Annotated in this window: 20 protein-coding genes, 5 pseudogenes and 1 other annotated feature; of the genes and pseudogenes, 15 read left to right on the top strand and 10 right to left on the bottom strand. The window is 53.8% G+C overall.

Going from position 1 to position 26134, the window contains the following annotated elements; translation table 11 throughout:
- Nucleotide 1: 1 nt before the first annotated feature.
- Nucleotides 2–175 (bottom strand): pleiotropic regulatory protein RsmS, encoded by a 174-nt coding sequence (gene rsmS / locus O1V66_RS12780; protein WP_072045031.1) that lies wholly within the window; start codon nt 173–175, stop codon nt 2–4.
- 138 nt (nt 176–313) lie between these two features.
- Nucleotides 314–850, bottom strand: a complete 537-nt coding sequence (gene priC / locus O1V66_RS12775; protein ID WP_045046088.1) for a primosomal replication protein PriC — start codon at nt 848–850, stop codon at nt 314–316.
- 196 nt (nt 851–1046) lie between these two features.
- Between priC and O1V66_RS12770 the strand changes: the two are divergent.
- The 7 genes and pseudogenes from O1V66_RS12770 to htpG all read left to right on the top strand — a co-directional run bounded on the left by O1V66_RS12770 (nt 1047) and on the right by htpG (nt 7602).
- Nucleotides 1047–1416 (top strand): annotated as a pseudogene (locus O1V66_RS12770) (DUF454 family protein).
- Between the two features lie 222 nt (nt 1417–1638).
- Nucleotides 1639–2190: an adenine phosphoribosyltransferase gene (gene apt, locus O1V66_RS12765; protein WP_045046844.1), complete on the top strand. Its 552-nt coding sequence runs from the start codon at nt 1639–1641 to the stop codon at nt 2188–2190.
- A gap of 178 nt (nt 2191–2368) precedes the next feature.
- Nucleotides 2369–3832 (top strand): DNA polymerase III subunit gamma/tau, encoded by a 1464-nt coding sequence (gene dnaX / locus O1V66_RS12760; protein ID WP_414058388.1) that lies wholly within the window; start codon nt 2369–2371, stop codon nt 3830–3832.
- Nucleotides 3678–3741 (top strand) — a sequence feature (DnaX frameshifting element). It overlaps the preceding gene by 64 nt.
- A pseudogene (locus O1V66_RS21910) lies at nt 3739–4353 on the top strand (DNA polymerase III subunit gamma/tau C-terminal domain-containing protein); the annotation flags it as partial. The gene dnaX and the pseudogene O1V66_RS21910, both read left to right, overlap by 94 nt.
- Nucleotides 4354–4408: 55 nt before the next feature.
- Nucleotides 4409–4738, top strand: coding sequence for a YbaB/EbfC family nucleoid-associated protein (locus O1V66_RS12755; RefSeq protein ID WP_045046091.1), 330 nt, complete (start codon nt 4409–4411; stop codon nt 4736–4738).
- The gene (gene recR / locus O1V66_RS12750; protein ID WP_045046092.1) at nt 4738–5343 is read left to right on the top strand and encodes a recombination mediator RecR; all 606 of its coding nucleotides are present in this window, start codon (nt 4738–4740) and stop codon (nt 5341–5343) included. Before O1V66_RS12755 ends, recR begins: the two co-directional genes overlap by 1 nt.
- Before the next feature lie 390 nt (nt 5344–5733).
- Nucleotides 5734–7602, top strand: coding sequence for a molecular chaperone HtpG (gene htpG / locus O1V66_RS12745; RefSeq protein WP_269127622.1), 1869 nt, complete (start codon nt 5734–5736; stop codon nt 7600–7602).
- An 80-nt stretch (nt 7603–7682) separates the two neighbouring features.
- On the opposite strand, the gene O1V66_RS12740 is transcribed toward htpG, so the two are convergent.
- Entirely contained in the window at nt 7683–8555 is an 873-nt protein-coding gene (locus O1V66_RS12740) for a LysR substrate-binding domain-containing protein (RefSeq protein WP_045046094.1), read from the bottom strand.
- Nucleotides 8556–8759: 204 nt separating this feature from the next.
- Here O1V66_RS12740 and O1V66_RS12735 point away from each other — a divergent pair, with 204 nt between their 5' ends.
- The 7 genes and pseudogenes from O1V66_RS12735 to O1V66_RS12705 all read left to right on the top strand — a co-directional run bounded on the left by O1V66_RS12735 (nt 8760) and on the right by O1V66_RS12705 (nt 15075).
- Nucleotides 8760–9470 (top strand): hypothetical protein, encoded by a 711-nt coding sequence (locus O1V66_RS12735; RefSeq protein ID WP_187329766.1) that lies wholly within the window; start codon nt 8760–8762, stop codon nt 9468–9470.
- A 12-nt stretch (nt 9471–9482) separates the two neighbouring features.
- Nucleotides 9483–9881, top strand: coding sequence for an NUDIX hydrolase (locus tag O1V66_RS12730; protein WP_045046095.1), 399 nt, complete (start codon nt 9483–9485; stop codon nt 9879–9881).
- The gene (locus tag O1V66_RS12725; protein ID WP_045046096.1) at nt 9881–10759 is read left to right on the top strand and encodes a DUF6024 family protein; all 879 of its coding nucleotides are present in this window, start codon (nt 9881–9883) and stop codon (nt 10757–10759) included. Before O1V66_RS12730 ends, O1V66_RS12725 begins: the two co-directional genes overlap by 1 nt.
- A pseudogene (locus tag O1V66_RS12720) lies at nt 10756–11643 on the top strand (DMT family transporter). The gene O1V66_RS12725 and the pseudogene O1V66_RS12720 overlap by 4 nt, the downstream one beginning before the upstream one ends.
- A 114-nt stretch (nt 11644–11757) precedes the next feature.
- A complete protein-coding gene (gene adk, locus O1V66_RS12715; RefSeq protein WP_045046098.1) occupies nt 11758–12402 on the top strand; it encodes an adenylate kinase in 645 nt (214 codons plus the stop codon).
- 234 nt (nt 12403–12636) lie between these two features.
- Nucleotides 12637–13605 (top strand): ferrochelatase, encoded by a 969-nt coding sequence (hemH, locus tag O1V66_RS12710; protein WP_045046099.1) that lies wholly within the window; start codon nt 12637–12639, stop codon nt 13603–13605.
- Nucleotides 13606–13740: 135 nt separating this feature from the next.
- A pseudogene (locus O1V66_RS12705) lies at nt 13741–15075 on the top strand (inosine/guanosine kinase).
- 102 nt (nt 15076–15177) lie between these two features.
- Here O1V66_RS12705 and ybaL read toward each other — a convergent pair.
- The 5 genes and pseudogenes from ybaL to copA form a co-directional block, all read right to left on the bottom strand.
- Nucleotides 15178–16851, bottom strand: a complete 1674-nt coding sequence (gene ybaL / locus O1V66_RS12700) for a YbaL family putative K(+) efflux transporter (RefSeq protein WP_045046101.1) — start codon at nt 16849–16851, stop codon at nt 15178–15180.
- A gap of 226 nt (nt 16852–17077) precedes the next feature.
- Nucleotides 17078–18295: an MFS transporter gene (locus tag O1V66_RS12695; protein ID WP_045046102.1), complete on the bottom strand. Its 1218-nt coding sequence runs from the start codon at nt 18293–18295 to the stop codon at nt 17078–17080.
- A gap of 52 nt (nt 18296–18347) precedes the next feature.
- A complete protein-coding gene (gene ybaK / locus O1V66_RS12690) occupies nt 18348–18827 on the bottom strand; it encodes a Cys-tRNA(Pro)/Cys-tRNA(Cys) deacylase YbaK (protein ID WP_045046103.1) in 480 nt (159 codons plus the stop codon).
- A 299-nt stretch (nt 18828–19126) separates the two neighbouring features.
- On the bottom strand, nt 19127–19936 hold the full coding sequence (locus tag O1V66_RS12685; RefSeq protein WP_045046104.1) for a TraB/GumN family protein: 810 nt from the start codon (nt 19934–19936) through the stop codon (nt 19127–19129).
- 69 nt (nt 19937–20005) lie between these two features.
- Nucleotides 20006–22536 (bottom strand): annotated as a pseudogene (copA, locus tag O1V66_RS12680) (copper-exporting P-type ATPase CopA).
- Nucleotides 22537–22644: 108 nt separating this feature from the next.
- Here copA and cueR point away from each other — a divergent pair.
- Nucleotides 22645–23055, top strand: coding sequence for a Cu(I)-responsive transcriptional regulator (cueR, locus tag O1V66_RS12675; protein ID WP_045046106.1), 411 nt, complete (start codon nt 22645–22647; stop codon nt 23053–23055).
- A 20-nt stretch (nt 23056–23075) separates the two neighbouring features.
- Here cueR and O1V66_RS12670 read toward each other — a convergent pair whose 3' ends face one another.
- On the bottom strand, nt 23076–24782 hold the full coding sequence (locus O1V66_RS12670) for a hypothetical protein (protein ID WP_269127613.1): 1707 nt from the start codon (nt 24780–24782) through the stop codon (nt 23076–23078).
- The gene (locus tag O1V66_RS12665; RefSeq protein WP_269127611.1) at nt 24763–26127 is read right to left on the bottom strand and encodes a hypothetical protein; all 1365 of its coding nucleotides are present in this window, start codon (nt 26125–26127) and stop codon (nt 24763–24765) included. Before O1V66_RS12665 ends, O1V66_RS12670 begins: the two co-directional genes overlap by 20 nt.
- Nucleotides 26128–26134: the final 7 nt, after the last annotated feature.

The following is a 26134-nucleotide window of genomic DNA, read 5'->3' as shown; positions in this document are numbered from 1 at the left end:
ATTACAGGTAGCTTATGGACAAGCTGCCGGTCGGATGTTTGATTTTTTCCTGATAATCTTTTTTCACGATCTCAAGGGCCGCCAGCGCGACGTCGGGAGCGATTTCGTTGCACTCGAGCAGATAAATAAGATCGACGGCCAGTTGCAGTTCGGGAGGCGCATTTTCTACGGACATAAGCATTCCAGTTATTCGTGAGCCGGCTCAGTTCAACCCGGAGTCAACACAGGATTCCGGCAGGATAAGCGTGAATAGTGAGTATAGAGTTTTTGACTCAAAAACCGACGGTAATTTTCAAATTTTGTGATAAGAACGTCAAAAACCGCGCTCCTGACGTTCGATGCTGCGTTCAATTTTTATCAATGCCTGACGGCAACGCATCAAGCGACCCTCCAGCGCGGCCAGCTCTTTCTGAATCACCTGCTGTTCCTTGAAAGTTTCGACTCTGCCCAACCGGCTTTCGCGGTCTTCAATCATCGCAATCAACCGCCGTTCATACTGCTGATGCTCGACCAGCTTGCTGTAGTAGTCGCTGCTTTTTGCTTCCGTCTGTTTATCGGCCTGGCGCAGCGTTTGCGTCGCCAGCTCGCGCTGAAGGGCGGTGATTTGCGACACCAGCCGTTCGGCGACAAACGCGACCTGCGCGCTGCGGTTTTCGGCCACCACCTGACGTAGCTGGGCAAAATTGGTGCGCACCTCGGCCAGATATTCGCGCAGCCGCGTGCCCTTGCTGGCAAACAGCGTGACGTCGAAACGTGCCTGCTGCGCCGGAGCGTGGCCAATGGGTTCGATTTCCTGCGCCAGATTTTCTATCTGCCTTTCCAGCGACTGCAATAAGGTGTGCGTGCTCACCGATACTCTCCGACTATTTTCTACCGTCAGCCCTGCGGCCCGGAACATGCCGCCAAGCTTACCCTGAAAGGGCGCAGAAACAAGTGACGCAGGGAAGGAAATCATACGGCGATGCATCCGAATCACGTGTTTACAGGGTGTCATCACTGTCCGTACACTGCTTTTTTACCCGCGAACCGACAGGGCCTTTTCCGCCATGAAACGTTATTTTCTGATAGCCGCAGGTTGGTTGGCCGTGGTGCTGGCCACTCTGGGCGTGGTATTGCCGCTGTTGCCGACCACGCCTTTCCTGCTGCTCGCCGCCTGGTGTTTTGCCCGTCTCGTCACCGCGTTTTCATGCGTGGTTGCTCTATCGCTCGTGGTTTGGCCGCTATCTGCGGTTCTGGAATCAGCATCACGCGCTGCCGCCCAATACCAAATGGAAAGCGATGCTGATGACCGTCGTCACTTTTGCCGTTTCGCTCTATTTTGTGCCGCTGTGGTGGCTGCGTTTACTCTTAATTATTATGCTTTGCGGGCTGCTAATCCTGATGTGGCGTTTACCAGTGGTTGACCTGGAGCAGTAAAAAAGGCGATCATGTCCGGCTGTGGGTTGCTTTTTAAAGTGGCTTTGCATAGATTTGGGCGACTCGACCGCTGGTCGTCCCCTAACTTTTTTCTTGATTAGCCTGCCAGACTCGTTCGCCGTCGTTTTCCGCAAAGCCGATACTTCTCGGAGCGGGGCGCATGGTTTACGGCCTTCGGCGGCTATTCAGCTATGAATCGACTTTCTTATGAGCGCTACCGTTATGACCGCTACTGCACAGCAGCTTGAGTTTATCAAAAACAGTATCCAGACCATTCCTGACTATCCAAAACCGGGCATTCTGTTCCGTGATGTCACCAGTATGCTGGAAATTCCTCAGGCTTATCAGGCCAGTATCGACCTGCTGGCAGAGCGTTACCGCAATACCGGTGTAACCAAAGTGGTAGGCACCGAAGCCCGTGGCTTCCTGTTTGGCGCACCTGTCGCGCTGGCGCTGGGCGTAGGATTCGTTCCCGTGCGCAAGCCGGGCAAACTGCCACGCGCCACCATCGTTGAAGAATACGCGCTGGAATACGGCACCGACAAACTCGAAATTCACACCGACGCCATCAAGCCGGGCGACAAAGTGCTGGTTATCGATGACCTGCTGGCCACAGGCGGCACCATCGAAGCCACAGCCAAGCTGATTCGTCGTCTGGGCGGCGAAGTGGCCGATGCCGCCTTCATCATCAATCTGCCTGAGTTGGGCGGTGAAAAGCGCCTGAACGGCCTCGATATTACCTGTTACAGCCTCGTTTCTTTCGACGGCCACTAAAATTCTGCGCGCTTCAACCTGCAGGGGCGTTGGCGGCCCCTGCCTGCCCCGGTCATTGACCGTGTTATCGGAAAGCGGTTGGGGCAGGCGCGAAGTGCTTAGGACTTATCAGCCCTCGCTCGTGCTGGCGGGGCTGTGATACTATAACGCCACAGACTCCCCGACTTTTCCGGTATTAATGAGCTATCAGGTTCTTGCCCGTAAGTGGCGCCCCCAAACTTTCACTGACGTAGTTGGTCAGGAACATGTTCTGACGGCACTGGCCAATGGCCTGTCGATGGGGCGAATTCATCACGCCTATCTTTTCTCCGGCACGCGCGGCGTCGGGAAAACGTCGATCGCCCGTTTGCTGGCCAAAGGCCTGAACTGTGAAACCGGCATTACGTCGACCCCGTGCGGCGTGTGCGACAACTGCCGTGAAATCGAGCAGGGTCGCTTTGTCGATCTCATTGAAATCGATGCCGCCTCGCGCACCAAAGTCGAAGATACCCGCGAACTGCTCGACAACGTGCAGTACGCACCGGCCCGTGGCCGCTTCAAGGTTTACCTGATTGACGAAGTCCACATGCTCTCGCGTCACAGCTTCAATGCGCTGTTGAAAACGCTGGAAGAGCCGCCTTCGCACGTCAAGTTCCTGCTGGCGACTACCGATCCCCAAAAACTGCCGGTAACGATTCTTTCGCGCTGCCTGCAATTCCACCTGAAAGCGCTGGATGTCGAGCAGATCCGCAAACAGCTCGACAAAGTGCTGCATGCCGAGCACATCGACAGCGAAGCGCGTGCGCTGCAACTGCTGGCCCGTGCGGCCGACGGCAGTATGCGCGATGCGCTGAGCCTCACCGACCAGGCTATCGCCATGGGGCAGGGGCAGGTCACCACCGACACGGTGTCGCAGATGCTCGGTACGCTCGACGACGAACAGCCGCTCGCGATTCTCGAGGCGTTGGTCAGTGCCGATGGCGCAACCGTCATGGCGCAGGTTGAACAGGCCGCGTCGCGCGGTGTCGACTGGGAAACCCTGCTGGTGGAAACGCTGGCGCTGCTGCATCGTATTGCGATGGTGCAACTGCTGCCGACCGTATTGGACAACCATTACGCCGCCATCGAGCAACGTCTGCGCGAACTGGCGCGGGTGCTTCCGCCGACCGACGTGCAACTCTATTATCAAACCCTGCTGATTGGCCGCAAGGAATTGCCGTTTGCGCCGGACAAACGCATGGGCGTCGAGATGACGCTGCTGCGTGCGCTGGCGTTCAATCCCAAGGTGATTATTGCCGAACCGGTGGCGGCAAGCCCGCAGTCTGTGGCACCGCAGCCGATGAACACGCCGCACGCGATGCCGGCAGCAGTTTCTTCGCCGGCGTCGGCCACGCCGCCTGCACAGCCTCGTGCCGAAACCGAGCAGAATAATCCGGCCCCGGCCGCCGCTTCGGGCGTGGGCAGCACCACCGCCCAGCTGCTCAAGGCTCGAACGGAATTATTGCGAAAGCAGGGAACCTCGACCCCAAAAAAGCTGAGCCGGCCGCGCCAGGAAAAGCGCAGCCGGCAAATTCGGTGCTGGAGCGACTCGCTTCCGTCACCGAGCGTTCTCTGGAGCGCACGGGCGCAGCGGCGCAGAAGAAGGCACCTGCCGAGCCGTTAAAGCAGGAAGCATACCGCTGGAAAGCGGTTAACGAGCCAGAAGCCGCGCCCGAACCGGTCGCCACGCCAAAGGCTCTGCGCACCGCGCTCGAGCACGAAAAATCGCCGGAACTGGCGGCGCGTCTGGCCGAAGAAGCCGTCGAACGCGACGAATGGGCAGCTATTATCAACCAGCTGACTATTCCTAAACTGGTGCAGCAGCTGGCGTTAAACGCTTTCCTTGAGCGGCCCGATTCGGCTACGCTCTGTCTGCATTTGCGTTCTTCGCAGCGTCATCTAAACTCGCCAACTGCGCAGAAAACGCTGGCGGACGCGCTGGCCGCACTTTATCAGCAGGACATTACGCTGAACGTGGTCGAAGACGACAATCTGGCCATCCTGACGCCGCTCGAATGGCGACAGGCCATTTATGAAGAAAAACTGGCGCAGGCGCGTCAGTCGATTATCGCGGATACTAATATCCAGACACTGCGTCGATTCTTTGACGCCGATCTGGACGAAGAGAGTATTCGCCCCATTTAACCGCCGCAGTAGGAGCATGGTGCACATACGCGGCCCGACGCAAAGAGAGAAGATTATGTTTGGAAAAGGCGGCATTGGTAACCTGATGAAACAGGCCCAGCAAATGCAGGAAAAAATGCAGCAGGCGCAGGAAGAGATAGCGGCCATCGAAGTGACCGGCGAATCTGGCGCAGGTCTGGTTAAAATCACCATCAACGGTGCGCACAACGTTCGTCGCGTCGAGATCGATCAAAGCCTGTTCGAAGATGACAAAGATATGCTGGAAGACTTGATTGCTGCGGCATTCAACGATGCAGCGCGTCGTATCGACGAAACCCAGAAAGAAAAAATGGCAGCAGTTTCTGGCGGCATGCAGTTGCCACCGGGCTTTAAGATGCCATTCTGATGCAAACCAGCCCACTCCTTGAAACATTAATGGAGGCGCTGCGCTGCCTGCCGGGCGTTGGCCCGAAGTCGGCGCAGCGTATGGCCTTCCAGCTGCTGCAGCGTGATCGCAGCGGCGGAATGCGGCTGGCACAGGCGTTGACCCGCGCAATGTCCGAAATCGGGCATTGCGCGGACTGCCGCACCTTCACCGAGCAGGATATCTGCACCATTTGCGCCAACTCGCGTCGCAAAGAGAACGGTCAGATCTGCGTGGTCGAAAGCCCGGCAGACATCCACGCCATCGAGCAAACCGGCCAGTTCTCCGGACGCTACTTCGTGTTGATGGGGCATCTTTCGCCTCTCGACGGTATCGGCCCTGATGATATCGGTTTGGGCAGGCTTGAGCAGCGCCTTGAAAGCGAAAGCATTCAGGAAGTGATTCTGGCGACCAACCCGACGGTCGAAGGGGAAGCAACGGCAAACTATATCGCGGCGATGTGCGGTCAGTACGGCGTTGTTGCCAGCCGAATTGCACACGGGGTGCCCGTTGGCGGTGAGCTGGAGATGGTAGATGGTACCACTCTCGCGCATTCCCTTGCCGGACGTCATACCTTCAAGTATTGATCCGTCGTGGTCCTTGAAGCCGCAGCGGCGCTGCTTCGTTCGCCCACCCGGGTCACTTGCCTTTATAAGCCCCCGGGGACGAGCCAGCCTGCCGCCTCGCTGCGACTTCAATGACGTAAGGGCAGTTTTTCTATAGCTATTTGGCTACGTTGGCTGTTTTAAAAGCATTCAAACGTTGTCGCCTGTCCCCTTCTTTTTAAAATCCTTTTATATCTGCGGCACGGCATTACAGGCCGATCGCCTGCAAAACAAGCAAATAACGCGCGTTTGCGCATTTCCTTTTGCGATCCTCTTGAATATTGTCCTTTGGCCCCCATCTCTCAATCAGTCTGTTTTGAACACAGTTTCGTTTTAACCACTCAAACGGTTTGATTGAGGTATTTGATGAGTATGAAAGGACAAGAGACCCGCGGATTTCAGTCTGAAGTAAAACAGTTACTGCACCTGATGATCCACTCGCTTTATTCGAATAAAGAAATCTTCCTGCGCGAGCTAATCTCCAATGCATCGGACGCTGCCGACAAGCTGCGCTTCTGCGCGCTGTCAAAACCTGAGCTTTATGAAGGCGATGCGGACCTGCGCGTACGTCTGGCCTTCGACAAGGAAAAACGGACGCTGACGCTGAGCGACAACGGCATCGGTATGACCCGCGATGAAGTTATCGACAACCTCGGGACTATCGCGAAGTCTGGCACCAAGGCTTTCCTGCAAACTGTCGGTTCCGAGCAGGCGAAAGACAGCCAGCTCATCGGTCGGTTCGGCGTGGGCTTCTACTCGGCGTTTATCGTGGCCGACAAGGTTACCGTGCGCACCCGTGCAGCGGGCGTGAGTGCCGAAGAGGGCGTGTTCTGGGAATCGGCGGGTGAAGGCGAATATACGCTGGCCGATATCGAGAAAGCCGATCGCGGCACCGAAATCACGCTGCATCTGCGCGAAGATCAGGACGAGTTCCTGGATAACTGGCGCGTGCGTTCCATCATCAGCAAATATTCTGACCACATTGCGCTGCCCGTTGAAATCGAAACCCTTAACGAAGAAGACGATACCGTTACCTGGGAGCAGATCAACAAGGCGCAGGCGCTGTGGACACGCAGCCGTTCAGAAGTCACCGACGACGAATACAAAGAGTTCTACAAGCACATCTCTCATGATTTCAGCGATCCCTTGAGCTGGAGCCATAACCGCGTCGAAGGCAAGCAGGAGTACACCAGCCTGCTGTACATTCCTTCTCAGGCCCCGTGGGACATGTGGAATCGTGATCACAAACACGGCCTGAAACTCTATGTTCAGCGCGTGTTTATCATGGACGAAGCCGAGCAGTTCATGCCGAACTACCTGCGCTTTGTGCGGGGTCTGATAGATTCCAACGATCTGCCGCTGAACGTCTCGCGTGAAATTCTGCAAGACAGCCGTGTGACCCAGAACCTGCGTGCTGCGCTGAGCAAGCGTGCGTTGCAGATGCTTGAAAAACTGGCGAAAGACGATGCAGAGCAGTATCTGCAATTCTGGAAACAGTTTGGTCTGGTGCTGAAAGAAGGCCCGGCCGAAGACAGCAGCAACAAAGAAACCATCGCCAGGCTGCTGCGTTTTGCCAGCACGCGCAACGACTCGTCCGATCAGACCTTGTCTCTGGAAGAGTACGTCGCCAGCATGGTGGAAGGTCAGGACAAGATTTACTACATCACGGCCGACAGCTATGCCGCCGCGAAAAACAGCCCGCACCTTGAGCTGTTCCGCAAGAAAGGCATTGAAGTGCTGCTGCTCTCCGACCGCATCGACGAGTGGATGATGAGCTACCTGACCGAGTTTGACGGCAAGACCTTCCAGTCTGTCAGCAAGGCCGATGAATCGCTCGACAAACTGGCCGACGAAGAAAACGAACAGCAGAAAGATGCCGACAAGGCGCTGGAGCCTTTCGTTGAACGCGTTAAAACCCTGCTGGGCGAGCGTGTAAAAGAAGTGCGTCTGACGCACCGTCTAACCGACACGCCAGCCATCGTCACCACCGGTGCCGACGAGATGAGCACCCAGATGGCGAAACTGTTTGCCGCTGCGGGCCAGGACGCACCGGAGGTGAAATACATCTTCGAGCTGAATCCCGAGCACGCGCTGGTTAAACGCGCCGCAGACGAAATTCAGGAAGATCAGTTTGCCGAGTGGGTTGAGCTGTTGCTGGATCAGGCCTTGTTCGCCGAACGCGGCACGCTGGAAGATCCTAACCAGTTCATCCGCCGTATGAACACGCTGTTGCAGGCATAACCTTAAGTAAAGCTGCTTACTTAACGAAAACTTGTTACTTAAGTTAAACTTTTTATTTAAGTGAAACTGGAGGCTAGTCGCTAACCGCGGCTGGCCTCTTCTAATAACCAGTGTCTGAAAAGCATGATTTCCTTCTCCTGGCTACGCGATCGCTTCACCAGCATGTAGGTCGCTCTGTCGACTTCGGCGAAGCCCAGCGGGGCAATCAGGCTGCCTTCCTGAATCTCTTTTTTCACCAAAATCTGCGGCGTCATAATAATGCCCAATCCGTTTTTCGCGGCCTGAATTGCCAACGTCAGGTTGTCGAAATGCTTGCCCGAAATAAAGTCGCCACGTGTATTGGTTTTACGCGCCCACTCCTGCCAGGCATTCATTTTAGTATCGGCATGCAGCAGTGGAAGGGTGGTAAAATCGGTTTCATAAGTGAAGCGATGACGGAAATCGGGCGAGCACACCGGGCCGATATAATCGACGGTAATCAGCGTCGCTTCAATTTCGCCAAGCTGTGACGTGTCGTTGCTTTTAATCAGAATATCGGTTCTTTCATCCTGAACATTTTCAATGTTTACATGGGTCTGAAAGGTGAGGGCAATATTCTCGTGCCGCTGTGAAAACCGGTTGATGCGAGGTATTAACCACTGGGATAAAAAGCTCGGCGCACAGGAAATAATAAGGCTGTTCTCTTCGCGCGTCTTTATTTCCTTGCAGGTCGCTTCGATATTTCTAAATACCTGTTCACAGCACTTCTTTAATATTTCGCCATCCTGCGTTAAATAAACTCTTCCGCCTGTTCGCTTGAATAAAGGCGTGCCCAGCCATGACTCCAGATTCTTTATTTGATGACTGATAGCACTGTGCGTGACATTCAATGACTCTGCCGCCGCGCTGAAACTTTCAAAGATTGCCGCCTGCTTGAAGTAATGCAATGCGCGCAGTGAAGGGAGATCTGACATGGCGCCACCTTGTTAGAAAATTTCAAGTCGTCTGTCTGTTTATATCATTTTCTAACACATAAAAAACCCTTTAGTCTCGGCCTTGTCCCAAAACGAGTCGCCAGGATGGCGCATTTAATCGTCGGAATGTATGTGGCGGGACAACTTACACACAACAGCACTTTGCCTTGCTCCCGGTTATTCCAATGAAAAATAAGGATCAATATGAATAATGTATCCGTAAAAACCCAGCTTGTGATGTTTACCGGTGGTCGTGACAGTACGTTGGCAGCTTGTTATCTCATGTTACAGGGTATACCGGTTCACCTGTACTCCGCCAACAGTGGTTGTTCCCTACATCGTGGCATTCTCTCGCACCGCGTCGAAGAGCTTAGAAACCGTTTTGGTGATTTGGTTGTTGAACACACAGTCGAAGATATTAGCGGGACTTTCCGCAGCATCGCCATCGAAAATATTGAAGGCGATATTCTCAAGTATAGAAAAAACCTGGTATTGCTCGGTGAAAAACTGGCAATTCACGCCCATCTGATTGATTTTTGTCGCCGCCACGACATTGACGTTATTAATGACGGCATTACCCACTATCAGCAGGAATTCCCGGAACAGCGTCTGGTGGCAAAAGAGTATCTGGTCGATCTGATGAAAGAATTCGGGATTCAATACCAGTCGCCTATTTATGAATTCGCCCAGTCGCAGGACGATGTGAAATATCGCCTGCTGCAACTGGGTATTTCCACCAAGTCACTCGAAGGGGTCAGCATCTTCGGCGACAGCTTCACCACGCCGAGCGACGACACGATTCTGGCCTACCTGCGCGAGAAAACCCCGCTGGCGCTTAACATAGTCAAATTCCTGTCCGGTGAAAGCCTGACACTGACCAAAAAGATTGCCAGTTCTTCCGCTGAAGCTGCCTGACAGGAGCCTGTGATGAAAACGATCATCAAGTGTTCGGCCGTGATTATTCGCAATCGTTCATTGCTGCTGACCCGCAAGGAAGGTACCGATGTGTTCATCTCGCCGGGCGGCAAGCCGCTGCTGGGCGAAGACCATCTGACCTGCCTGCGTCGCGAGCTCAAGGAAGAGCTGAACGTGGAAGCCGCTGAAATCAGGCCGTTTGGCCTGTTTCACGGGATAGCCGAGTTTGAATCGGTCGCTATCGAAAACCACGTTTATCAGGTTGAAGTTGTGGGGCAACCGGTAGCCAGCTCGGAAATCGCCGAGATTGCCTGGGTCAACTACCGCAAACCGCCTTGCGAAGTCGGTGTCGGATCGGTATTTCGCGACAACGTGCTACCTCTGCTTTATCAGAAGGAGTTAATCGACTAATGGATCCTTCAGCATTGTCACCTCAACTACAGCAGTTACACGGCGGCGGTCACTTTTACAAAAAAGTGAACGGTCTGCGCGAGGCACTGCGCGAAAAGCTCACCGAGGTTTACCATCTCGAACAATATGACGTGTTTATGGTGCAGTCGGTCAGCGTCGGGTTGGCGATGCTGTCCCATCTTCTGCATAAACAGAACATTGCGTTGAGTCTGGCCAATCATCAGCATTATCAGCCCATCGACATGCTGTTTCCTCACGAGATTTGCGAAGGAAAAGAGAATAGCGGGGTGAAGATTGTGACCCACGTGAATCCTTATTCCGGTGAAATCAACAGTCTCGGCGAGTTGCAAAACCGAATTGTGGTCGACGCGTCACACAGTTTCGCCACCAATCTGCACGATGATCTTATCGAAAACGGGTCGATCTTTCTGGCCCCGCTTCACAAGCACGCGTCGGTCGCGGTGGGTCTGTCGCTGATTGCCGTGCGACCGGAGGACTACAGCATGCTGCTACGGAGCGAATTGCGGTTGTTCGAAGGTGCCACCGTCTCGGATGGACCGCTCGAAAAAGCGCTGGAAACCATGAATACGCCGGGATGGCAGCCGTATAACGTCGCCAGCGTCGAAAATATCGATATCTGGCTACCGGACGGTGAGCGTCTGAAATCAATCGGCGAACCGGGGCTGCCTTACAGCTGCTTCCATGTTCCCAATTTCAGCGAAGAACAGCGTCAAAAAGTGAAAGAGCTCAACGGCAGCTATTTCGAACACAGTAAAACGCTTCGACTGTCCCGCTGGACGCGCGGTCAGAAAGGGCGCCCGGTCAACTGTACCGGTAGCGTTTTCGAAGATATTTCAAAACTATGGAATATAAGATGAGTAGAACAAGCGCAGTAAACGGCAACCTGATCGGGATTCTTGGCGGCATTATCCTGAGTTCCGATTCGGTTTTCATCCGTCTGATGGCGGTCGATAATTCCTGGCTTATCGTGGTATTGCGCGGACTGCTGATGTGGGCAGTGGTGTTTGCCGTCTGGCTGCTGGTGCCGAAAAGCCGCTCCGTGCTGGGCGTGCCGTGGATAACGCGGCAGAAACGTGCTGCCTGTGCTGTTCTTCTGCGCCTCCTCGGCCTGCTTCGTCAACGCGCTTAATCGCGGCAATATCGCCACCGTGCTGGTGATTATCTCTTCGACCCCCTTTGTGTCGGCGATAATCTCGCGTCTGTTCTTCCACACCAAAATTGACCGTTCATTAATGATTGCGGCGATTGTGGGCATGTTTGGCGTTGTTATCGTGATGGCCGGCAGGCAAACCGGTGCCGATCCTAGCGCCAACTATTTTGCGCTGGGCACGGCGGTATGCATGGCGCTGGCCTTTATCTTCGCCTCACGGGTCGAGAGTGGCACGCTGGCGCTGCCGTCACTGGGCGGCATTCTGGCCTCGATCGTGGTCCCGATGTTTGCCGGGGAGGCCTGATGGCCGCAGCAGGCGCACTGAATCCGCAGCAGTGGCTATGGTTGGCGATTGAAGGCGCACTTGTCATCCCTCTCGCGATGGGGCTGATTTCTCTGTCGACACGTTTTGTGCCGCCGTCCAACGCGGGCCTGTTCCTGCTGCTGGAAACCGCGCTGGCACCGCTCTGGATCTACCTGTTTCTGCACGAAGCGCCCACTATTAATGCAATCGTCGGCGGATGCATCATTATTCTGGCAGTTGTCTCGCAAACCTTGCAGGCTAAAAAGCACGCCGCCCTTGCCCTGTAGTATCTTCTAATCATCAACTTGCCGCGCCCCTTTCTTGAGGAAGGGGGCGCACAATGGTATGGTTGACTGTTTTCGACTTTTAAATAAAAAATTACATGCAAGGGGATTTACGCAATGCGTATCATTCTGCTGGGCGCTCCGGGCGCAGGTAAGGGTACTCAGGCTCAATTCATCATGGAGAAATACGGGATTCCGCAAATTTCTACCGGTGATATGTTGCGCGCAGCTGTTAAGGCCGGAAGTGACCTCGGCAAGAAAGCCAAAGAGATTATGGACGCCGGTAAACTGGTTACCGACGAACTGGTTATTGCACTGGTAAAAGAACGTATTACCCAGGAAGATTGCCGTAACGGTTTCCTTCTGGATGGCTTCCCACGTACCATTCCTCAGGCCGATGCCATGAAGGAAGCAGGCATCAGCGTTGATTTCGTTCTGGAATTCGATGTGCCTGACGAACTGATCGTAGACCGCATCGTAGGTCGTCGCGTACACGCGCCTTCAGGCCGCGTCTACCACGTTAAATTCAACCCACCTCAGGTTGAAGGCAAAGACGACGTAACGGGTGAAGAACTGACTACCCGTAAAGACGATCAGGAAGAAACCGTGCGTAAACGTCTGGTCGAATACCATGAACTGACCGAGCCACTGGTTTCCTACTACGGGAAAGAAGCCGAAGCCGGTAACACCCAGTATGTCAAAATCGACGGCACCAAAAAAGTCGCCGAAGTACGCGAAGAGCTGGCGACTATCCTGGGTTAATCCCGTGCGCCACATCGACGTTTTCAGAGGCGGCTCCGGTCGCCTTTATTTTTCTGTTTCTCGCGACCCCGTTTCACTTCTCCTTTCGAAAATCCCCACTTAATCGCATTGATTGTTAATCCCATTTACTGTTATCGGTTCCGATTTGCCCGAGTTTGGTTACAATAAGGGCGCATTCAGACAGGTCATTTGCCCTGTGTTAAAAATTTAGCAATATTATTTAGGGAATTCAGCATGATGCAGACGAAATTCGGTGTATTGATGGTTAACCTGGGTACTCCGGAGGCGCCAACTACGCCGGCGGTAAAGCGTTTTCTGGCTGAGTTTTTAAGTGATATTCGCGTCGTGGATACCAATCGCCTGCTTTGGTGGCCGATTTTACAGGGCGTGATTTTACCGTTCCGTTCCCCGCGCGTGTCCAAGCTCTATAAATCGGTATGGATGGAGGAAGGTTCTCCATTAATGGTGTATAGCCTGCGCCAGCAAAAGGCGCTCGCGGCGCGTTTTCCGGATACCCCGGTCGAACTGGCAATGAGCTACGGCAAGCCGAGTCTGGAAGAGGCGATCGGTCGTCTGCTCGAGCGCGGCGTGACCAAGATGGTGGTGCTGCCGCTTTATCCGCAGTATTCCTGCTCAACCAGCGCATCCGTCTTTGACGGTGTAGCCCGCGTGCTGAAACAGCAGCGCCGTTTGCCGTCGATAAGCTTTATCCGCGATTACGCCGATCATCCTGCCTATATCGCGGCGTTGAAAGCCAGTATCTTCGAATCCTTTGAAAAACATGGTATTCCAGACCGTTTGGTGCTCTCCTTCCACGGCATTCCAAACCGTTTTGTCGATGAAGGCGATGATTATCAGCAGCGCTGTCAGGTGACCACACAAGCGCTAACCACCGCGCTGCAACTGCCTGCGGGCAAAATCATGCTGACCTTCCAGTCGCGCTTTGGTCGCGAGCCGTGGCTGACGCCGTTCACGGATGAAACCATGAAAGGCTTGCCTGCGCAGGGCATCAAGCATATCCAGATTGTGTGTCCCGGCTTCTCCGCCGACTGTCTGGAAACCATCGAAGAGATCAACGGTGAAAACCGTGAGCTGTTCCTGCACGCAGGCGGCGAGAAATTTGAATATATTGATGCACTTAACGATCGCCCCGATCACATCGACATGATGCAGCAACTGGTGGCTCAACACTTCCAGTCCTAATCCACGTCGGCGACTCATCATTTGGTTGGCGAATGCTGCCAGCCAAATGATTGAGGGCCAAAAGACAACTCCCCTGAATCACCCGTTCGCGTATGGTATTATCCCCCGATATATCCTCAGCTCGTGCCCAAATTCATGAAATTTCCCGGTAAACGTAAGTCCAAACACTATTTCCCTGTCAGCGCCCGCGATCCTTTGCTGCGTGATTCGATGCTTAACGAGTCATTGCAAAAAGTATGCAGCCGCAGTCGGATGCCAGCACTTCTTATATCGTCGGCATCGATCAGACGCTGGTCGATATCGAAGCCAAAGTGGATGACGACGTTATCGCGCGCTACGGTTTGGTCGCGGGGCAGTCGAACCTGATTGACGACGAACCGTGCCGACAGCCTCTATCTCGAGCTGACCAGCCAGGCGCTTATCACTCATCAGTTTGCAGGCGGCACTATCGGCAATACGCTGCACAACTACTCCGTGCTGGCCGACGACCGTTCAGTGCTGCTGGGCGTAATGTGCAGCAATATCAAAATCGGCAGCTATGCGTATCGCTATCTGTGCAACACCTCGAGCCGCACCGATCTCGACTATTTGCAGGGTGTGGATGGCGCAATGGGTCGCTGTTTTACCTTGATTAACGAGAGCGGCGAGCGCACTTTCGCCATCAGCCCGGGCCACATGAACCAGCTACGCCCCGAAAGTATTCCGGAAGATGTGATTGCAGGGGCTTCGGCGCTGGTCCTCACTTCCTATCTGCTGCGCGGCGAGGCGCAAGACCCGATGCCGGACGCGACGATGCAGGCTATCGCCTACGCCAAGAAATATCAGGTTCCGGTAGTGCTGACGTTGGGTACACAATACGTCATTGACGAAGATCCCAAGGCATGGCGCGATTTTATTCGTGAAAACGTCACCATTTTGGCGATGAACGAAGACGAAGGCTGCGCATTGACCGGTTTTAGTGACCCGTTGATGGCGACTGACGCTGCGCTCGAATGGGCGGATCTTGTACTTTGTACGGCCGGTCCAAGCGGGTTGTATATGGGAAGCTATACCGAAGAGGCGCACAAACGCGCGACCAATCATCCGCTGCTGCCGGGCGCGATTGCCGAATTCAACCAGTATGAGTTCAGTCGCGCGATGCGCCGCGAAAGCTGCACCCAGCCGTTGAAAATCTACTCGCACATTGCGCCATACATGGGCGGCCCCGAGAAGATAATGAACACCAATGGTGCGGGTGACGGCGCACTGTCGGCCTTGCTGCATGATATTGCCGCCAACGGTTTCCACCGCATGTCAGTGCCGAATTCAAGCAAGCATACCCGCGATTATCTGACGTACTCCTCGCTGGCCCAGGTGTGTAAATACGCCAACCGCGTGAGTTATCAGGTGCTTAATCAGCATTCGCCGCGACTGACGCGTGGACTGCCCGAACGGGAAGATAGTCTCGAAGAGAGTTACTGGGAGTACTGATCCTCAAAGCTTCAGGTCATGCCGCTTTGTTGGCGGCATTCGCGCACCCGAATCACTGTCAGTTCATCGGGATTTGCTTAGTTGCCGCCGCGCGCACGCGAATCACGGGCTAACAGGTATTTCCATGCCGAGGTTGATGGAGTCGAGCATATTGTTGGCTATCTCGCGCTCGCCCATCACCACTTTGTTGGCACCGCGCGCCATGATGTAGGTGACCTCATCGTCATAGTGGGCGCGGGCAATGATTTCGAGCGTGGGGCGTTTGGCGCGGGCGGTGGCGATTATCTCGCCCGACTCGTAGCCATTGGGAATGGTCAGCAGCAGCCAGCGGGCGCAATCCAGACCGGCGAGGGCGGTGATTTCGGCATTGGCGGCATTGCCAAGCACGGCAGAAATGCCTTGTTCGCGTAGCGCTTCCACGCGCGGGCGCGAATTCTCGATAACCACCAGCGGGATCCCCTGCTGAAGCAGTTTTCCGCCAAGCAGGCTGCCGACGCGGCCATAACCGACAATGATTGCGTGATCGCAAAACGACACGGGCATCTGGGCTTCGTCTTCAATAATCTCTTCCATACTTTGATCCTCGATTATCTCGGTTTTCGCGAGATACTTCTCAAGCAGGGAAAACAGCAGAGGATTCAGCATAATAGACAGAATAGATCCCGCCAGCACCAGATTGCGCGCGTGTTCGGACAACATGCCGAGCGAGATGCCGAGTCCGGCGAGAATAAAGGCAAATTCGCCGATTTGCGCCAGACTGACGGAAATGGTCAGGGCGGTGCGTGTGGAGTGGCGGAACATTTTGACCAGCACAAAGGCCGCCGCAGATTTGCCAAACAGGATGATAGCAAGCGTTGCCAGAACCGCCAGCGGCTCGTGGACGAGAATCAGGGGGTCGAACAGCATGCCGACCGAGACGAAAAACAGCACGGCAAAAGCGTCGCGCAGGGGCAGGGTATCATGCGCTGCCCGCTGGCTCAGTTCGGAGCCGTTGAGCACCATACCGGCAAAGAAAGCGCCCAGCGCAAAGGAGGCGTCGAAGAACTCGACTGCGCCGAAGGCGATGCCCAGCGCCAGCGCCAGAACTGCCAGTGTAAACAGTTCGCGGGAACCTGTGCTCGCCGAACGGGCAAGGATCCACGGCACCAAACGACGACCCACGACAATCATTAAAATAATAAAGGCCACGACTTTACCGAGCGTGATGCCGAGTTCGATAAACAGGTCACTCATGCTGATGTGCTGACTGCCCATCATTCCGCTTAGCGCGGGCAGCAAAACCAGCGTCAGGACCATCGCCAAATCTTCGACTATCAGCCAGCCAATGGCGATTTGCCCACGCTGGCTGTCGATAAGTTGCCGCTCTTCCAGCGCGCGCAGCAGCACAACGGTGCTGGCGGTGGATAAACACAGACCAAATACCAGCCCGCTAATCAAATCCCAGCCCATGAGTTTCGAGAGGCCGATGCCGAGAATGGTGGCTACCGCAATTTGCGCGATTGCGCCGGGAATGGCGATGGATTTAACAGCCAGCAAATCTTTGAGCGAAAAATGCAGCCCAACGCCGAACATCAATAAAATAATGCCGATTTCGGCCAGTTCGGGGGCAAGCGAAGTATCGGCGACAAAACCGGGCGTAAAGGGGCCAGCCAGCACACCGGCGGCAAGATAGCCGACAAGAGGAGAAATACGCAGGCGATTGGCCAGCATGCCGAAGAGGAAGGCGAGAACAAGACCGCCAACAATAGTGGTAATCAATGGGGTGGAATTATGCATCAAGACTCCCTCTCGTTATGCACGGCACGGCGTGAAACTGGTATTTTCAGTTTATGTTAAAAAATGTGTCTTGGGTGAGAAAATATTTCAGAAAACGAGATAAATGCGACTAATGCCGGGGAATAGCAGTGAAGAGTGTATTTGTGTTGCATTAAGATGAAAACGGCTGATAAAGCACGGTATCTGATGATACCAAAAGTGCAATATCAGCCGGTGAATGCCATCTTTACGTAGATTTACGTTCGAGATTGGGCAGGAAGGCAGTCAAAATCCCCAAAAGCGGCAGGAAAGCACAAATCTGGTAAACCAGCTCGATACTTGTTCTGTCGGCCACGTAGCCTAGAACGGCCGCGCCAAGACCGCCCATGCCAAATGCCAACCCAAAAAACAGGCCGGAAACCATGCCGACTTTTCCTGGAATAAGCTCCTGTGCGTAAACCAGAATCGCGGAAAAGGCCGAGGCCAGAATCACGCCGATGATACCGCTGAGCACGCTGGTCCAGAACAGATTGGCGTAGGGCAGAGCCAGGGTAAAAGGAGCAACGCCGAGTATTGATACCCAGATGACATATTTGCGGCCAATCTTGTCGCCAATCGGCCCGCCGGCAATGGTGCCGGCGGCAACGGCGAGCAGAAAACCAAACAGGTGAAACTGTGCTTGCTGAATAGACACGCCAAACTTGTGGATCAGGTAAAAGGTGTAATAGCTGCTGATGCTGGTCAGATAAAAATATTTCGAGAACACCAGCATCAAGAGAATGCCCAGCGACAGCACAACCTTGCCCCTCGGCAACGGGCTTACCGCGAGAGGGGCCGGGCCCCGCTTTTTCGCCAGCTGTTGCTGGTGGCTGTACCAGCGGCTCACCTGAAGCAGCAGCACAATGCCCAGCAGGGCAGCCAGCGAAAACCAGCCCACGTTGCCTTTGCCGTAGGGAGCAATGATCACTGCCGCGAGCAGCGGCCCGAGAGCGCTGCCAAAGTTGCCGCCCACCTGAAACAGCGACTGCGCCAGCCCATGACGCCCGCCGGAGGCCATGCGCGCCACCCGTGAAGACTCGGGATGAAATATCGAGGAGCCGGTACCTACCAGCGCGGCAGCAATCAGAATCACATCAAAACTCTGGGCTACCGCGAGCAGCAGCAGGCCGGCCAGCGTAAAGCCCATCCCGACAGGTAACGAGTAGGGTTTTGGGTGTTTGTCCGTGTAGTGACCAATCAGCGGCTGGAGCAGTGAAGCCGTGATTTGATACGTCAGGGTTATCATGCCTATCTGAGTAAAACTCAGGCTGAACTCTTTTTGCAGCAGCGGATAAACGGCCAGAATCAGCGATTGCAGCATATCGTTGAGTAGATGCGCTGCACTGATGGCGGACAAAATCTTGAAGGCAGTGCCACGTAGCGCGCCTTGTTGGGCGGGCATCGGCGTTTGAGTCTGTTCTGTCATACGCGTTACCGAATTATTATTTGTTGTAGGTGTACAAAGTCATCAACGGCTTTCAGTCACGTTTTGCGATATCGGCAAAGCGGCCATTGAGCAATCGGCAAAGATCGGCGGCGGCAAGTTCGAGGTCCAGTCCGCGCTTGCCGCCTGACACATAAATGGTCGGAAATTGCTCGGCGGGGCTGTCTATCACGGTAGGCAACAGCTTTTTCTGCCCCAATGGACTGATGCCGCCAACCAGATAGCCCGTGACGCGCTGGGCGAGTTGCGGGTCGGCCATATCGGCTTTTTTGGCACCGAGCGCCTTGGCGACTTTTTTCAGGTCAAGCTGAGTGGCTACGGGCGTGACGGCAACGGCCAGATTTTTGGCTTCGCCGTTGAGGGCAACCAGAAGCGTTTTATAAACCTGAGCGGCATCCAGACCCAGTTTTTTTACGGCTTCGTCGCCAAAATGGGTTTCATCGCTGCTGTGTTCATAAGGATGTAGGGTAAAACTGACGTTATTTTTTTCCAGAAGCTTTACGGCGGGCGTCATTTTTTATTCCATTTAACAGAGCCGCTTTCCTGCAACAGGCGGCGTAATGAGCAAAAAAATTTTATTAGGCACAATGTTTTGATACTAAAGAGTAAAGTACGAAAATCAATCATTCAGTGTGATTATTAATCAGAATGAGAGTTGCCAGACCTCTTTCGCGTTGCTAACCTACGCGCGCCGGCATGGATTCCTCAAGAGTTCCATGCTGCCGCGATAATTAATAAAAATGAAATTCCTCTTTGACTGGCCAATAGAAATATTGGCCATTTTTTTGTCTTGAATCTGATGAGTGATGAAATTTATTTTTTGTTATTCAACAGACTAGGTAAGTTCCCTTCACCATAAAGATGCAAGGCGCCCACTGCAACCACGTAGTTTCCGGCGGGCATATTCTCCAGCTGTTTCTTCCATCTCTGGTTACGCTGATGCATTAAAACGTCATAAAGTGCATTGCCAAAGGTGGCGGGCAGTTGATCGATGCCGACCGAAGGGCGACTGTCGAGCCACCAGCTGATCATCGTTTGCAGTAACCGGGCATTAGTGTGCCAGTGGGTCAGGGTGTCATCAAGCAGGCTGCGGCCATCTTCGGGTAATTGTTTAAGCAAATCGAGCTGCTGCTCTGCGCCCTCAAGTTCAATCACTTTTTTGTCCTGTGTTTTGGCCAGTGAGAGCAGCTGAAAATCGACACCGTATTCGCCGCGCAGCCCCAGCCGTTGAGCCTGCGTGGCTTGCAGCATCAGGGCAATCTGCCAGCAGGGGAGGCTCGACAGGGAGTAGAGCGACATTCCCAGCTCCTCGCAAAGTCGTTCAATCTGTTGATACTGACTGGCCTCTATGCGCTCGTTAAGCGGCGCTATTTCCGGTGCGTCGCCAAAGGGAGAATCGCTGCTGCTGATATCCGCCTCGACAATCAGCGCATCGGCCTGAGTGACTTTACGGGTCAGGATCCTGGGCAGCGGGGACATATTCTGCGTGCCCATGTGAATACTGCCCACGAGATGAAAATGACGCCCGCCCGGCAAAGACACATCCAGCGCGGGGTAGGGATAGTGTGTGGGAGAGAGCAGACCGGTCCAGCGACCCAGCCTTGTCAAAAAATCCCGTATCATAGATTGTCTCCCTGTTCAGTTGGCCTCCATGCTAGCGCCTGAAGGCCCTTATAAACAGAAGAAAAAATCCTAACCTCGCGGTTTGAAATGTAACAATCGGTTGGCGTTGGCTACGACCGTAATCGACGACAGCGCCATTGCCGCACCCGCAACAATCGGGCTAAGCAGGGTTCCCGTCAGCGGGTACAGCACGCCTGCCGCAACGGGGATGCCGATAACGTTGTAGATAAAGGCACCAAGCAGGTTTTGCTTCATGTTTTGCAATGTACCGCGAGCAAGCGAGAGCGCATCGGCGACACCGTGCAGGCTTGGGCGCATCAGTGTGATGGCGGCCGTTTCAATGGCGACATCGCTGCCGCTGCCCATGGCAATGCCGACATCGGCCTGCGCCAGCGCCGGAGCATCATTGATGCCGTCGCCTATCATCGCGACCCGTTCCCCGCGCGCCTGAAGCGTCTTGATAGCTTGCGCTTTACCGTCTGGCCGAACACCGGCAATAACGTTGTCGATTCCTGCCAGTTTGGCGATGGCATTGGCCGTAATTTCGTTGTCACCCGTCAGCATCACCAGTTTGTAGCCGTGTCGATGCAGGCGCTGGAGCGCCGGTAGGCTGTCATCGCGCAATGCATCGCGCAGTGAAAACAGCGCGACAATCTGGCCGTCGGCCGCGAGCAGGACCGGCGTAAAACCTTCGGCTGCCTGTGACGCCATGAATGGGTCTACGGCAGAACAGTCGATTTGATGCTGTTCGAGCAGCGCCCGATTGCCCAGCAGCAATGTGGTGTCAGCGCTAATGCCGCTTACCCCCAAACCGCCGAGCGTGCGAAACGCGCTCACGGGGGCGCGAGGCAGGTCAGCCGCTTTCTCGGAGATCGCCTGCGCCAATGGGTGATGTGACCCCTGTTCAAGTGAGGCCGCCCAGATGAGTGCCTGCTGTTCGGTGACATCGTGGAACAAATGAATGGCGGCGACCCGTGGTCTGCCCTCCGTCAGCGTGCCGGTCTTGTCGAACACCAATGTGGTCAGCGAACTGGCTTGTTGCAGCGCATCGGCGTCTTTAACCAGAACGCCCAGTTCTGCGGCGCGACCCACGCCCGCCGTGATAGACATGGGCGTTGCCAATCCAAGCGCACACGGGCAGGCAATGATAAGCACGGTAGTCACAATGACCAACGTATACATCAGCTGGGGTTGAGGGCCAACTAGATACCACACGGCTCCACTGATTAGCGCAATCAGGACCACTGCCGGAACAAAGACCGCCGAAATTCTGTCGGCGAGTTTACCGATTTCGGGTTTGCTGCTCTGCGCTTCGCGTACCAGGTTGATGATGCGTGAAAGCTGAGTCTGCCCGCCTACCGCACGCGCATAAAATTGAACGCTGCCATCGTTGACTTGCGTACCGGCACTGATTTTTCCCCCGTTGTGCGGTGCTGGGCAATCGGCTCGCCGGTCAGCATCGCTTCATCGAACCAGGCTTCGCCCTGATGGATTTCACCGTCGACCGGCACGCGGTCGCCGGTCGTCAGACGCAGCAGCATGCCTTGCTGCACATCGGCCAGAGGAACCGTGCGCTCACCTTCGGGCGTGATTATGCGCGCGGTCGGCGGCGTGAGGTCAAGCAGCCTTTCCAGCGCCTGAGACGAGCGCTGACGCCCGCGTTGTTCCAGCGCATGACCCAGATTGATAAGGCCGATAATCATGACACTGGCTTCGTAGTAGAGATGCCTTGCCTGCATCGGAAAGGCTTCGGGCCAGAGCGTGACGAGGAAAGAGTAAAGCCAGGCGGCACCTGTACCCAGAGCGACGAGGGTATCCATGTTGGCTCTGCCGTGCAGCAGACTTTTCCAGGCGCTGCGATAAAAATGCCCGCCCGCCACCACCATGACAAGCAGAGTGATGAGACCGACGACAAGCCAGCCGGTCTGATTTTCGCCGGTCACCCCCATTTCACCGCCGAACAGACCCCAGCCCATCAACGGTATACCTGCAGCCAACCCCAACGCCGCCTGCCAGCTAAAACGGATCATGCTGCTGCGGGCGGTTTGCTGCTGCCTTTCTCGACGCAGGGTTTCATCAATAATGATTTCGGCGCCGTAACCCGCTTTTTCGACCGCAGCGACCAGCGCCTGCGCATTTTTTGCGCCTCGAACCAGCGCACTGCGCTCTGCCAGATTGACGCGGGCCAGCGTTACGCCGTCGACGTCTTCCAACGCCTTTTGCACATTGTTGACGCAACTCGCGCAGCTCATACCGCTGAGCAATAGCTGAATGTTTTCTTCTTCGGCAGGTGAAGCTGAGGGATGACGAGAAGCCGGAACAGAAAAAGCGGCCGCTGACTGAAGTTCCGGCGAGGAGGTTTCAGACAGAGTCAGCGGCTCAGACTTTGGGACGTCGCCTTCTGCAAGCGTCGCGTGATAGCCTGCTTCGACCACGGCGGCAATCAGCGTTTCGCTGCTCGCTTCACCCTGAACCACGGCTTTTTCGAGGGTGACATCGACATCCCGAGCGCCGGGAACGGCTTCGAGTGCCTTGCGTGTGGATGCAACACAGTGGCCACAGGACAACCCCTGTAAATCCAGTACGATAGTGTTTGTCATCGACTTCTCCTTTAGACAAATTGTGCCTCGCTGCTCAAGGCTCGCTGTTCAATTCCTACTCGTGTTATAGAATAAACCTTCCAGCAAGGGGAGGGTCAAGGAGCCTGTATGAATATCAGCGATGTGGCAAAAATTACCGGTCTTACCAGCAAGGCAATACGCTTTTACGAAGAAAAAGGCCTGGTCACCGCGCCTTTGCGCAGCGAAAACGGGTATCGCAGTTACGCACCCAGGCAAATCGAAGAACTTACCTTGCTCCGTCAGGCTCGTCAGGTAGGTTTCACGCTGGATGAGTGTCAGGAGCTGGTTGCCCTGTTCAACGACCCGCAGCGCCACAGTGCCGACGTTAAGGCGCGAACGCTAGAGAAAGCGCAGGAAATTGGAAGACACATCGAGGAATTAAAAGAAATGCGCCAGAGATTACTGGCGCTGGCCGAATCCTGTCCGGGCGATGACGGTGCCTATTGCCCGATTATCGATAATCTCAGCGGGTGCTGTGCTTCCAGGGGTGGAAAATGAACGGGGGTTCATCAGTCTCGCTACGCCGTTAATCCCGACTCGGGACTGGCAGGCATCATTTGCACTTGAGCCGGTGAAGGGATGTATTCGGTAATCGACAGTACCGCGCCTTGCAAGGCACTGAAATATCCATAGGGATAGGACATATTACTGTTTAGCTCAATCAATGCTTTTAATGGCTTGATAACCTCCTCCGGCGCAATAATCATCGCGACGTCTGCCTGGGCAACACTGTCTTGCGTGCGGTTTACGGGCAAATAAGCGGTGGGTTTTTTAAGGGCAATGATAACAGGGGTGTGAATATCATCCCTCAGAGGCTGATTGCTGCCGACCAATCCCGCATGGTAGCGGTCCAGCAAGTGCTGCGAGTGGGCAATCATCTCGGTAATATCCACCTCGGGCGCAAGTAACTGATTGTCAATCTGCGGATGCCTTTCATCCTTTATTAACCTCAATGCCTCATGGCGGGCTGTTTCAAGTCTTGGGCTCCAATGGGCGCATTGGTTGGCCTGCTCGACAGCCCCCGAAATAGTGTAAGAGGACGCGCGCGCCTTTTGATCTTCAGTCGTCAGGGTATCGACATCCAAAAAACGGGTAAGAGTAAGGCGGGAGCCATTAATCGCGATGCCGCGAAGGTCGGTACCGATAAACATCAGGCTATGATTACGTGGCAGAGTATTTCCTGCCTCATGAGGGATAATAAGAGCGCTGAGAGGACGCGTTTTATTCTTGGCGACGAGGTTAAACCATTCGCTAAGTACCGGTTTACCCCACAAATTCGAATAGACATTAAAAAGAGAGTTGGGCAGCCAATCTCCAAGGATCTCTTTTTTACTCATGAGCGCCATCCTCGACTCGGCGCTTATTCTGAGTTTCCTTGCCCTGTTAACCAAATGACTCTGATATTTTCGCCGTCTGAAAGCGAGCTCTTCCATGAGTAGGGTGGTTTTTTGTGAAAGGCGGCGGGAAGCGTATTGATCAATGTGGGGCAGGTCTACTACCGAGCCGATATTTAATTTATTCACGCGCTGGGTCTTTATATTAAATGTGCGGGTTATGTGCCGGAGAATATCCTGCTTGAGTTTGCCGGGCAGTTGTTTGTTCGAGAGATATATTTTACCTGCCGTCTTGACCGTTGCACCGACAGCGAGCGCTACGCCTTCTCCGGCAAGCGCAAGCACGGCATCGGTTAGAGATTCACTGGCCTCGAGGGTACGATCGGCAATATGCGCTTTTACCAGTTTGGGAATAACAGAGGTAATTGAGGTCAGAGCCAGACTTGAGGAAATATGGGCTATTTTGAGAATGGAGATTTTAGTCGAGGCACCAAAGGTTAGGGGAATCGAGGCGATAGTCAGCATCGTTCCTATCATATCCAGAGTATTGAATATCGAGTCCCAATATATTTCCCTGTCAGAACGGGCAAGATAATCCATGTCGGATTGCAGATTGGCAATAAACTTATGGTAAAAAATTTCGCCCAGATTCTCGGGCATTACAAAAGTCAGTCTTGGCAAATTGATAACTTCGTCAAGATTGCCAACAACGTATTTTGCATTGGTGGCGAGTTGAGGCGAGAGGTAATTAAATGGCTGGTGGCTATCCTGATTATCAAAAGAGAGATGGCTCGACAAAAACGAGTCAAAATCATGACGAGTCAAGAATGAAACCAGATTATCATTGACCGTCAGGCGGTATGTGCGGGGATCAGACGTAGAGAAAATCATTCCCGAGATTTCCAGCTGCTGGTTCCTGGGTGGCTGAGGTGATTTTTTGTGAAAAGGGAACAAGGAAGAGATGACCTACTGCTTTGTTATCCCAGATAATAACGCCGGGCTTGCCGCCGTTTTCGAGAAATTGCTGAATAAAGGCACACTCTTCACTGCCCGGTTTTTCCTCGTTGTATCGAATGAATCGGTGCAATCGGGCTTTCCAGGAGATATCAAAATATCTCTTTAAATTATCCACAACGCCTGACGACGTGAGATGCTGATTTAATTCATCCAGATAGCGGGTTTGTACGTCAGATCTTTCAAATGTTTCTCTCATCGAGGCCGTTATTGCCTCAGGCCAGTCGAAAACGAGATTCACGTCTTTATAAGGTCCTCGCAGATAATCTTTAGTGATAATCTGGTTAAGCGAGAAATCGGGCACTCGCCTTTTTCTATCAAATGGCGGTAACTCTAATATCGAGGGAGGAAGGTAGGTCTTTATCAGCGTCGAACCGGTAATAACCCTGGCACTCTCGCCTGACGCCTGCAGAATATTTTGAATAAATTGTTCGAGCCACGAAGCAATATGCAATACTGGCGCATTAATGGCGTTCAATATAGTTTCGTATTCTGACATAGCAGTCGTTAATGCTTTTTCTGCAATGGTTGCCGTTTTATTGATATTTTCCGGGGCCTCGAAATAAGTGGTCAGCATCGATTCAACCGGATCAGGCGTCGTTATTTCAATCACTGAAGGGATAGCTGACGTCGACTCCGCAATAACATGTGCAGACGTCATCCCCTTTTTGACAGGTTTATGATCGCGATGAATAAAGTGTGGAAGTTCAAACAGTTTCTGCCTGTATTCTTGTTCATGGATGGACTCTGCATTTGCGCCACTCCACAATACCGACGACCCTCGACTGTGCGCTACCATGCCGCGTAACCTGTCACTTAATGAACTCATCGTTTGCTGAATATGTGCGGCAAGAGGTGAAGGTATCTCTTGTGAACGGGAGGGTAAAGGAAATGAAACAGTCGCTTTGGGCGGTGAAAAACGGCGAGGCCCAAAGGTGTTGGAATGGAGCGTGGTAGCCTTGTTTCTTGCCCATGTCCGGCCATCTGGCATTTTCATTTGGTTTTTAAGATGCGCCTGTGCACGAATATGCTTTTCGACAGTTATTTTCTCGGCGTCCAGGCCAAGCGCTCCTTGAATATATAATAACAATATCGCTTGCGACCAAGGATCAGAACGAAGTTTTAGAGGGGAAGGCGATATAACGGGATTGCGGTATTTTAATTCTCTTTTGCTATTAAATAACTCTGTAATTTTATTATTGTTAATGTACGAGGCGGGCATAATTTCC

This window comes from Rouxiella chamberiensis (genome assembly GCF_026967475.1).
Classification (GTDB): Bacteria; Pseudomonadota; Gammaproteobacteria; order Enterobacterales; family Enterobacteriaceae; genus Rouxiella; species Rouxiella chamberiensis.
The sequence above is the reverse complement of the archived record's forward strand: the minus strand, read 5'-3'. Positions and strand labels throughout refer to the sequence as shown.